General features: G+C 44.5%; 2 protein-coding genes. Both read left to right on the top strand.

Translation table 11 applies throughout. The annotated features are described in order from the left end of the window. Positions 1-73 precede the first annotated feature (73 nt). On the top strand, positions 74-2,902 hold the full coding sequence (locus N7E81_RS01100; protein ID WP_263051439.1) for a PAS domain S-box protein: 2,829 nt from the start codon (positions 74-76) through the stop codon (positions 2,900-2,902). Between the two features lie 160 nt (positions 2,903-3,062). Beyond that, positions 3,063-12,545, top strand: a complete 9,483-nt coding sequence (locus N7E81_RS01095; protein ID WP_263051438.1) for a choice-of-anchor L domain-containing protein — start codon at positions 3,063-3,065, stop codon at positions 12,543-12,545. Positions 12,546-12,718 lie beyond the last annotated feature (173 nt).

The raw sequence follows: 12,718 nt of genomic DNA, 5'->3' as shown, positions 1-12,718 counted from the left end.
AACGTAATTCATAAACTATCGAAAGATATGATCTGCTCGATCGTACCATCATTTAGTTTAACACTAAGACCTTATGATCGCTCCTAAAAATCCTGCCAATGAGAAGGAAAGACTTGTCGAACTCTATTCGTACCATATCCTAGATACGGCTATCGAGCAGAGCTTTGATGACATTACAAAAATCGCAGCACAGATTTGCGATTCGCCTATTTCATTGGTGAGTTTGATAGATAAGGACAGGCAGTGGTTCAAATCCCGCCATGGACTGGAGGCAACAGAGACGCCAAGAGAGCTCGCCTATTGTGCCCATGCGATTCATTCGTCACAGGATTTGCTAGAAGTGCCAGATGCTTTTGAAGATGAGCGGTTTCATGACAATCCTCTTGCCATAGGAGATCCTCATGTGCGATTTTATGCAGGGGCTCCATTGGTGACTACTAGTGGTTATGCGCTAGGTACTCTTTGTGTCATAGATCACCAGCCAAAAAAATTAACGAAAGGTCAGAAAGAAGCACTATGGGCTTTGTCCAGACAGGTGACTGCTCTTCTTGAATTAAAAAAATCTAACCGAATTCTTGAAGAAACCAAGTTGGCTCAGTCTCAAACGGAGCAGACCTTTAGAAACCGACTAGAGCGAATCGGTGATATGGTCTATGAGCTAGACCCGAAGGGTATGTTTATCTATGTAAACCCTGTGCTTGTTCGAATGTCTGGCTTTTCAGAAGAGCAATTATTGAAAATGCATTTTTCAAACTTGGTACACGAGTCTGATGCTAAACGAGTGTCTAACTACTATGTCCATACACTCAAAAATAAAATAAGGTCTTCCTATTTGGAGTTTAAGATGAAGGGAGAAAATGGGCCCGTTTGGGTAGGGCAGACGGTAGAAATAGAGTTTGATGGCGCTCTCGGAGTCCGCACTTTTGGAGTGGCTAGAAATATTCAAGAACTAGTCGAGGCCAGAGATCGAATGGAAAAAAGTGAAGCGATGTATAGATTGCTATCTGAGCATTCCACAGATATGATCTGCTTGCATGAGCCAGATGGTAGATATAGTTATCTGTCATCGTCTGTCAAAGATTTGCTCGGCTATGAGCCAGAAGAACTGATTGGCGTGAGTCTTTATGATTTGATACATCCAGATTTGCTAGACAAGTTCAAAACTGAAGTGCATAGCAAATCAATTGATAATCAAAGTTTTACGGGGGTAGAGTCGAGGTTGAGAAAGAAGGATGGTACCTACGTGTGGGTAGAGCTTTATTACAAACCTATTTTGAATGAAAACAATGAAGTGATCTCCTTGCAGTCGTCTACACGTGATATTTCTAAAAGAAGAAAATACGACGATGCCATCCAAGTAGCGATGAAACTGGCTGAAAAAGCTAAACTGGAAGCTATAGAATCAGCTAAAGCTAAAGAAAACTTCTTGTCAACGATGAGTCATGAGATCAGGACGCCACTAAATGCGATCCTAGGTGTAACCAACCTGTTGCTTATGGAAGAGCTAGAGCAAAAGCACCTGGATCATTTGAATCTTTTGAAATTTTCTGGAGAAAACTTGTTGTCACTCATCAATGATATATTGGATTACAATAAGATTGAATCAGGTAAAGTCGATATTGAAAAAGTAGATTTTGACCTGAGTGAAATACTAATGAACCTCAAACAATCGGTAATGCCAGAGGTGAATAAAAAGGGACTGGAATTGGTGCTGCAGTATGATGAGCAATTGCCAAACATATTTGTAGGTGATCCTATTCGGGTCACTCAGATCATCAGCAATCTGTTGAGCAATGCCATTAAATTTACTGAAGAAGGCTTCATCAAGATAGATGTCACTTTGGGAGAAAAAAAGGAAGGAATGGCGCAAGTCCATTTTGAAATACACGATACAGGAATAGGTATTGAACCAGACAACCAATCGTTGATTTTTGAAAATTTCGCACAAGCTAGCGACGATACGACTAGAAAATTTGGAGGGACGGGTTTAGGCTTGGCCATTACCAAAAAACTTTTACTACTGATGGGTAGTGAAATCCACTTAGATAGCGAATTGGGATATGGTTCGATATTTTATTTCGATATTCATTTGCCTATCGGCAATGCCTCAGATGTAGACGGAGAGATCAAAAACAACCTGCTTGTTTTCGAAAATGTAGCGCATAGAAACATACATTTGCTTGTCGCAGAAGACAATCGAGCCAACCAAATTGTGCTAGAAAAATTTCTGCAGAAATGGGGCATGAAGATGGATTTTGTAGAGAATGGACGCTTGGCCTTGGAACGATCCAAGACCGAACGTTATGATCTCATATTGATGGATTTACAAATGCCTGAAATGGACGGTTATCAAGCGACTCAGGCAATCAGGAAGCTATCTACCACCTATGCCCAGCACCTGCCCATCATTGCACTCACAGCATCGGCACTGCTCGACGTGCGCAAAAAAGTGAAGGAACTAGGAATGACGGATTATATTACTAAGCCATTTAGCCCTGAAGAGCTCTATAAAAAAATTCTAAAGAACCTAGGTAAAGTACTCAAGCGTACGGCTATTATCGAAGACAATCCGATACATCTTCGTCTTCACGAATTGTCTGAAGGAGACGTAGAATTTAAAAAAGAATTGACCGCTCACTATCTCGATCAGTACGAAGGTTTTATCAACAAATACCTTCTTGCAATGACGGAGTCTAATGAAAAGCTACTGCAAGAAGCCTGTAATGGCATCAAAACAAGCAATGAGGTCTTAGGATACCATGGTTTGGATAGCGTAATCAATGATGCTCATCAGGCCTTGTTAGATCAAGGCAAATCCAAAGAGGCTATCATTCAAGAAGCGACCAAGTCAAACGAAACAATTATTGCCACACTCAGAGATATCTTGTCCTCGGAACATTAACGTATTAAAGAGTTATACTGCTTTTACTTAGAGAAAATACATTATTTCTTTCGAGCAAGCGAGTGTTTTAGCTCACCGAGTAATCTTCGCCTTTCAACGAGTCCTCCCATATAAGGGAGTGTCCTATTTTAATATTGAGTATTCATAAAATAAAAAGACTATGAAAACTCACAAATCTACCTACGAAAATCATTCGAAAAATATCAAGAAAGCATTTATGGCTAAATGGTCATTTTGCTTGTTTCTGCTTTACGCTGGTCTCAGACTCAACGTGATGGCACAAGCTACCATAGACAATGGGAGCGCAGGGGCCAGTGCACTGATGGGCCGCATAGAAGGAACGGGTGTTACACTTGCCAATGGGACGTTTCCAAATCCTGGTGATGCTGGTGCTCAGTATGGTACTTTCTCTGATGGGATAAATGGTGCTGGGCTAAGTGTAGATTCGGGGATCATCTTATCGACAGGAAGTGTCACTACAGCCCTCTCTTCCAACGATGCCGCTGGCTCGTCAGAGAACACAGGCAATACTTATAGTGATCCAGACTTGGTGGCTATCAATTCTACCGGCATTTATGATGCTGCTATTTTTCAGTTTGAAATCACTACAGGAGCGGATGTAGATGCTATTATCATTTCATATCAATTTGGGTCAGAGGAATACCCAGACTATGTGTGCTCTCGATTTAATGATGCCTTTGGTTTTTTCGTTTCAGGACCAGGTATAAGTGGCACGCAAAACATTGCACTTGTTCCAGAGTCTGGCAATGTCGTCGCTGTTAATTCTGTGAATGGTGGTGTATGTGGGGGTGCCCAAGATGGTACGTCTGCTGATTTGACTAAATCCAATTATTTTATAGACAACAATGAAGGTACACCTGGTCCATTGTTCATCGAATTCAACGGAATGACCACACTCCTCAATGGGCGTATAGAAAACCTGACACCTAATACGACTTATACTTTCAAGATAGCTTTGGCCGATGTTGGTGATGGCTCTTATGATTCAGGAATCATTATCAACCAAGTGGTAGGATACAAAACCAATTCAGACAATGATGGGCTTGATGATATCGCTGATTTGGATGATGACAATGATGGAATAGATGACATAGTAGAAGCAGGAGGCAATGAGCCCAATGGAGATGAAGATGGAGATGGTCTTGAAAACTGGAGAGATGTTTTGGACAACAACGGCGTAAGTGATGGGTCTACGACCGTTTATACTGATAGTGATAATAATGGATATCCAGATGTGTATGACACGGATGGCGATGGAGTGCCTAATCATCTAGACCTGGACAGTGACAACGATGGTTGTGATGATGTGGTAGAAGCAGGTTTTGCAGATGCTGACAACGACGGTCTATTGGGTAGTTCGCCAGTGACATCAGATGCCGAGGGTAGAGTAGACGGGCAAGGAGGATACTCCGGTACCAACAGCTATGTGACTACTGCAGGTATAGCTGGCAACATCACCACACAACCTGTAGCAGAAAGCATCATGCGAGATGAAGATGCATCTTTTTCAGTCACAGCTACAGGCGATGACTTGGTTTACCAATGGGAAGAGTTTAATGGTTCAGTATGGAGTACTATTACTAATGGAGGTTCGGCTCCAGGTTATGCAGGTGCTACCACTAGCAGTTTATCCATTACGAACATACCGCTAGGGTACAATGGTTACGATTACCGTGTCAGTATTGCGAGCACCTCATATGCTTGTACCGATTTGATATCGGACGAAGTAAATTTAGAAGTGTTGGCTCCTCCATCGGATGCGCCAGTGATTACGGATGATTTTTGTGTAGAAGCTGCTGGTACTGTGTCGGAAGTGAGTGGGTCTACCACCGAAAGTACTACAAACCTTACCATAAGAATATATGTGGCCAATACCGAGACAGGAACTAAAAGTGAAGTCGTGCCGAGCCAAGTTGTATTTTCTCCTGGATCGTGGACTGCTGAAGGGCTTTCTATCAATGCTAATCAGTGGGTATTTGCTACGGCAGAAAATGTAGATTTGAGTGAGCCAGAAGGAGATTTTTCTGCAGGCGTACAAATACGCACGAAAACACCAGACCCTACCAATTCATTGAAAATCACCTCTAGCCCAGTAGCAGGAGATGCCACACTAGAAGGAGAGGTATTGGTCTCAACGACTTCGGCCTATGTGATTCAACTGTATATCGATGGAGTAAAAATCCCTGGAGCGGTAGCGTCAGTTCCTCAAGGGGCATTGGCTGCTATTGGCAATTGGGTCATTGAGGATTTAGATCTTCCTTCGCCTGTGCTATATGCCAATGGTATTGCGACTGTTACAATGGACAATCCTGATATTGCGTTTTGCGAAAGCAATCCATCAGCGGGAGTGCTTATCGCTTGTAATCCTACTAATACCATTGCCTTGGTTTCTTCCCAAGATCCAAGTGGATGTGATTTGACAGACGGCTCTATCATGATTGACGGTTTGGGGATTAGTCAGCCATATACCATCAGATACAAAAAGGACAATGTGGATGTTTCCACTAATTTGAGTTCAAATGCAAGTGGAGAGGTTACTATCACAGGACTCAACGATGGTACATACACGGATATTTATGCAGATTTGCCTTCATGTCCATCCAACACCCTTGTAGGGCCAGTGGTACTGAGCGAGCCAACACCAGCAACGATCGCTCATCAACTTTCATTTAATCCTACCACATGTGGAGGAACTGATGGGTATATCCGATTGAATGGACTGTCAGGAGATACTTCTTACACTGTTGATTATGAAAAAGACGGAACTCCTGTGAGCCGTACCATTGCCGCTTCTAGTGGGGTATTGACTATCAACAGCCTATCGGCAGGTAGCTATGCAGATATTTCTGTGACTTCATCTAGTTGTACATCCAATGTGCTAGAAGGGCCTTATAGTTTGAGCGAACCTCTGGCCCCTACGATTATATATGATACAGAGCAAGCACCAGCATCATGTTCTTCGATGGATGGGCATATCCGTTTGAGTGGTTTAGTTCCATCGAATAATTATGATTATCAATATACCAAAGATGGTTCGTTGGTCAACTCTGTATCTCCGTTGATTGCAGATGTGACTGGAGCTATTCAAATAGACAACCTAGGTGCGGGTACTTATACCAATATAAGTGTAATCCAAACAAGTAATAGCTGTCAGTCGAATACCATACCAAGTATTGTATTGAACCCACCAGATATTGAATTAGGAATGGTTATGGCACCTACTACTTGTGGTGGTACAGATGGTTCTATCGAAATCAGCAATTTGGCTGAAAATACTACCTATGATTTGGATTATCAAATGGATGGTTCGCCTGTTACTACATCAACTTTCACCGCCAATGGCTTGGGAGATTATACCATTTCAGGCTTGAGTGAAGGCGCTTATACAGATATTATTGTTACGAATAGTGGTTGCGTTTCCAATGCCTTATCTACCACATTGTCGGACCCAGCTAATCCTGTTATCGCACAAGGTACTTTGGTCGATCCTACTACATGTGGAGGTACAAACGGTAGCATTGAGTTGACTGGTTTGGATGTGTCAACGAGCTATACAGTGGAGTATACTTTGGGTAGCTTGGTGTCTCAAACTTTGGCATCTGACGGCAGTGGCAATTTGACTATTTTAAATCTTTCAGCAGGTAGCTATACCAATATCAGTGTTACACTAAAAAATTGTCCGTCAAATCAATTGACATCAATCTTATTAAGCGATCCCGCAAATCCTACGATGACCTTGGGGCAAAACCCAGTGGTTTGTGAAGGAACTACATCTGGTGATCTGGAGTTCAGTGCGACTACCAATTCTCCCGATACATATAGCATCGATTTTGATGGTACTGCCGAAGCTTTTGGTTTTGTAGATGTGGTGGGAGCAACACTTTCGAGTAGCCCTATCGTTATTGATATTCCCGCTGGAGCTGATCCAGATACTTATCAGGCTACCATTACGGTAGAAAATTCTGCTACATCTTGTGCAGGCTCAGCGGAGGCTTTTACTGTTTCCGTGATAGGATTTCCATCTGTGCCTACTATTCAGCACCTAGTGACCAACGATGAAACTCCTGTCATTTCAGGAAGTGCAGATGCTGGAGTAGCGTTGGTTGTAGAAGTGGCAACTGCTACTTACAACTTGTCTGCTGATGGAAGTGGCAATTGGAGTATCGATACCGAGGCAGTAACTCCTGATAATGGAGTTTTTACTCCCAATACAAATGGTGCAAACGAAGTTTTGGTCACAGCTGGTGTGTCAGGGTGTGAAGTTTCAGACATGACGGCAGATGAACTCAATATAGATACGACACCACCGACTGTAGATATTCAAGACGAACCTACGGTTATTGTGAGTGCTTCAGCTTTTACAGTAACACTTAGTTTTAGTGAGGATGTCTCCAATTTTGTGCTTTCAGATGTGATCGTAGGAAATGGATTTGCATCCAATTTTAAAGTAATTGATGGAAGTACTTATACGGTGGACATTACACCAGATATGTCTGACGATGTAACAATCGACGTGCCTGCTATAGTAGCGAATGATGTAGCAAACAATAACAATACAGCAGCTATACAAGCGGTAGTCCCCTTGAACCCAACGGCGCCAACTGTACTGAGTCAAATCACCAACAATCTAAAACCAATAATCACTGGTACTACAGGTACAGGTGCTGCATTAGATGCTGATGAAACAATGACTGTGACAATAAATGGTGCGACATACAATGTAGTTCCAGGTGCAAATGGAAAATGGAGTGTAGACACAGATAGCGATAGCCCTGCAAGTGGATCTCTAGGAATCTTTTCGAATGGTAACAGTTACGAAGTTGTAGCTATTGTAGAAGATGCCGCAGGCAACGAAGGCATAGATGTGAGCTCCAATGAGATAACCATAGATACAGTAAGTCCTGCAGCACCTACAGTGGTGAGCCAAACGACAAATGCAGTTAAGCCAATTATTACAGGCACCACAGGTACAGGTGCAGGTCTGCCTGGAGATGAAAATATGACCGTGACCGTAAATGGGGCAACTTATAATGTAACTCCAGATGCTTCAGGAAATTGGTCTATAAATACGGATACTGCTCCTGTTATCACTGGTACGCTTGGTACTTTCGACGATGGTAATAGCTATGAAGTAGTGTCTACAGTCACTGATGTAGCAGGTAATGCAGCGTCAGATGCTTCTACTAATGAAGTAACTATCGACCGAACCGCCCCAACGGCTCCAACTATAGTTAGTCAAACAACAGCAGCAGTAGCTCCTGTAATCACAGGTACCACAGGTACAGGCTCCGCTTTGCCAGCCGGCGAAACGATGACAGTAGAAGTAAACGGAGCTAGCTACAATGTAACTCCAGATGCTTCAGGGAACTGGAGTGTAGATACTGCGAATGATACACCCGCGATGGGCACCCTGGGTACCTTCGACGATGGCAGCACCTATCAGGTAGTGGCTACGGTCACCGATGCAGCAGGCAACACGACTACAGATGGTTCAACAGATGAAGTGGTTATTGACCGAACTGCGCCAACGGCACCAACGGTAAATACATTGACTTCAAATGACACTGCTCCTGTAATCACAGGTACCACAGGTACAGGCTCCGCTTTGCCAGCTGGCGAAACGATGACAGTAGAAGTAAACGGAGCTACCTACAATGTAACTCCAGATGCTTCAGGGAACTGGAGTGTAGATACTGCGAATGATACACCCGCGATGGGCACCCTGGGTACCTTCGACGATGGCAGCACCTATCAGGTAGTGGCTACGGTCACCGATGCAGCAGGCAACACGACTACAGATGGTTCAACAGATGAAGTGGTTATTGACCGAACTGCGCCAACGGCACCAACGGTAAATACATTGACTTCAAATGACACTGCTCCTGTAATCACAGGTACCACAGGTACAGGCTCCGCTTTGCCAGCTGGCGAAACGATGACAGTAGAAGTAAACGGAGCTACCTACAATGTAACTCCAGATGCTTCAGGGAACTGGAGTGTAGATACTGCGAATGATACACCCGCGATGGGCACCCTGGGTACCTTCGACGATGGCAGCACCTATCAGGTAGTGGCTACGGTCACCGATGCAGCAGGCAACACAACTACAGACGGTTCAACAGATGAAGTGATTATCGACCGAACTGCGCCAACGGCACCAACGGTAAATACATTGACTTCAAATGACACTGCTCCTGTAATCACAGGTACTACAGGTACAGGCTCCGCTTTGCCAGCTGGCGAAACGATGACAGTAGAAGTAAACGGAGCTACCTACAATGTAACTCCAGATGCTTCAGGGAACTGGAGTGTAGATACTGCGAATGATACACCCGCGATGGGCACCCTGGGTACCTTCGACGATGGCAGCACCTATCAGGTAGTGGCTACGGTCACCGATGCAGCAGGCAACACAACTACAGACGGTTCAACAGATGAAGTGATTATCGACCGAACTGCGCCAACGGCACCAACGGTAAATACATTGACTTCAAATGACACTGCTCCTGTAATCACAGGTACCACAGGTACAGGCTCCGCTTTGCCAGCTGGCGAAACGATGACAGTAGAAGTAAACGGAGCTACCTACAATGTAACTCCAGATGCTTCAGGGAACTGGAGTGTAGATACTGCGAATGATACACCCACGATGGGCACCCTGGGTACCTTCGACGATGGCAGCACCTATCAGGTAGTGGCCACGGTAACCGATGCGGCAGGCAACACGACTACAGATGGTTCAACAGATGAAGTAGTCATAGACAGAACTGCCCCAACTGCCCCAACGGTAAATACATTGACATCAAACGATACCGATCCTGTGATCACTGGTACTACAGGTACAGGTACAGCTTTGCCAGCTGGCGAAACAATGACCGTAGAAGTAAACGGAGCAGTTTACAATGTAGTCCCAGATGCTTCAGGCAACTGGAGTGTGGATACAGCTAATGACACGCCAGCGAGTGGCATCCTGGGTACCTTCGACGATGGCAGCACCTATCAGGTAGTGGCCACGGTAACCGATGCAGCAGGCAACACAACTACAGATGGTTCAACAGATGAAGTGATTATTGACCGAACTGCGCCAACGGCACCAACGGTAAATACATTGACTTCAAATGACACTGCTCCTGTAATCACAGGTACCACAGGTACAGGCTCCGCTTTGCCAGCTGGCGAAACGATGACAGTAGAAGTAAACGGAGCTACCTACAATGTAACTCCAGATGCTTCAGGGAACTGGAGTGTAGATACTGCGAATGATACACCCGCGATGGGCACCCTGGGTACCTTCGACGATGGCAGCACCTATCAGGTAGTGGCCACGGTCACCGATGCAGCAGGCAACACGACTACAGATGGTTCAACAGATGAAGTGATTATTGACCGAACTGCGCCAACGGCACCAACGGGAAATACATTGACTTCAAATGACACTGCTCCTGTAATCACAGGTACTACAGGCACAGGCTCCGCTTTGCCAGCCGGCGAAACGATGACAGTAGAAGTAAACGGAGCTACCTACAATGTAACTCCAGATGCTTCAGGGAACTGGAGTGTAGATACTGCGAATGATACACCCGCGATGGGCACCCTGGGTACCTTCGACGATGGCAGCACCTATCAGGTAGTGGCCACGGTCACCGATGCAGCAGGCAACACAACTACAGATGGTTCAACAGATGAAGTGGTTATTGACCGAACCGCCCCAACGGCTCCAACGGTAAATACATTAACATCAAACGACACCGATCCTGTGATCACTGGTACTACAGGTACAGGTACAGCTTTGCCAGCTGGCGAAACAATGACCGTAGAAGTAAACGGAGCAGTTTACAATGTAGTCCCAGATGCTTCAGGCAACTGGAGTGTGGATACAGCTAATGACACGCCAGCGAGTGGCATCCTGGGTACCTTCGACGATGGCAGCACCTATCAGGTAGTGGCTACGGTCACCGATGCAGCAGGCAACACGACTACAGACGGTTCAACAGATGAAGTGATTATTGACCGAACTGCGCCAACGGCACCAACGGTAAATACATTGACTTCAAATGACACTGCTCCTGTAATCACAGGTACCACAGGTACAGGCTCCGCTTTGCCAGCTGGCGAAACGATGACAGTAGAAGTAAACGGAGCTACCTACAATGTAACTCCAGATGCTTCAGGGAACTGGAGTGTAGATACTGCGAATGATACACCCGCGATGGGCACCCTGGGTACCTTCGACGATGGCAGTATCTATCAGGTAGTGGCTACGGTCACCGATGCAGCAGGCAACACAACTACAGACGGTTCAACAGATGAAATAGTAATTAATACCAATAATAATCCGGTGACGGTTGAGGATGTGGTGTCTACGAATGAAGATCAAGCAATAACGATTGATATACTTGCTAATGATTTTGATCCTGATATAGATCCTCTTATCGTGACTAGTGCTAGTTCAGATATAGGTGCTGTAATTATTAATTCAAACGGAACGATTACAGTGACTCCTCCAGTCGATTATATTGGGGAAATTGTAGTTGCCTATGAAATTTCTGACGGAAGAGGTGGTACAGCTGTAGGTTCTGCGAAAGTTACTGTATTGGAAGACAGGTCTCTAGACATAACGATGGAAGAACAATGTATCAATGATGTGCCATATGTAGACTATGAAGTAACTGCACTTGGATTTGATCCAGCTGGATTGACAGCTCTGGTGGAATGGGTGAATGCGAGTGGTAACGTCGTACAAACACTTACTAACCAGCCAATGTCTGGTAGGCTATTGTGGCCAGGAGCTGAGGTAGATTCTAATGGAAATGGGGTCAATTGGCCAGGGTGGGATTTTGTAGATGGCACTTGGGTTCAGGTCGAAGATGGTCTTAGGAACGGGATGAACGTTCGGATTTCAGTGAATCCTGAAAATACTTTGACTGTGAGCTATCCTCCAGCTACTCCAGCATGTGCGGCACAGCCTATCAACCCTTTTGATACCTTAGATACAGATGGAGATGGGGTTGTGGATATTGACGAAGATGCAAATGACGATGGAAATTTAGATAATGACGATACTGATGGAGACGGTACGCCAGATTATAAAGATGAAGATGATGATGGGGATGGCTTGTTCACGATCGACGAAGACCTGGATCAAGATGGAGACCCTACCAACGATGATATCGATGGTGATGGTATCCCGAACTTTTTGGATAGTGATGATGATGGAGATAATCTAAGTTCGCTCGCTGAAGATACAAATGGTGATGGGGATTTGACTAACGATGATTGTGATCAGGATGGTATTCCTAATTACCTAGATGCAGATCAATGTGAACTGCCAGCCAAAGTACTCAATAATGTGATTTCGTCTTCTAGTCCTGCGCCGTACAATAGTTTGCAGATCGATAATATCGAAGACTTTCCAAGCAATACAGTTCAAATATTTAACCGATGGGGGAATAAAGTGTGGGAAACTAAAGGGTATGACAACAATGGCAATGCCTTCTTTGGTACTGCTGATGGCTCTGGCATACTAGGTTCCAACGGAAGTTTGCCTGTAGGTACTTATTTCTATATCGTAGACCTAGGGAGTGGACAAGAGCTGCTCAAAGGATTTGTAAGAGTACAATAATAAGTACGTAAAATTATTTTCAAACCCTGCTGCCTAAATCTTGTAAAACGAGACGGGTAGCAGGTTTTTTTATACCCAATTGTTAATTAGGATAAATAAAGGCAGTTCACCGAGAAAATTTGAAGCTTCAACGAGTCCACCCATATGAGGGGTCTGAAAGCCATAATATTGGA

This window comes from Reichenbachiella carrageenanivorans (assembly GCF_025639805.1).
GTDB lineage: Bacteria > Bacteroidota > Bacteroidia > Cytophagales > Cyclobacteriaceae > Reichenbachiella > Reichenbachiella carrageenanivorans.
This window is presented reverse-complemented; position numbering and strand designations above follow the sequence as displayed.

Excerpts from the sequence above, each read along its gene's own strand:
- N7E81_RS01100 (WP_263051439.1), top strand. The coding sequence starts at position 74 with ATGATCGCTCCTAAAAATCCTGCCAATGAGAAGGAAAGACTTGTCGAA.
- N7E81_RS01095 (WP_263051438.1), top strand. The coding sequence starts at position 3,063 with ATGAAAACTCACAAATCTACCTACGAAAATCATTCGAAAAATATCAAG.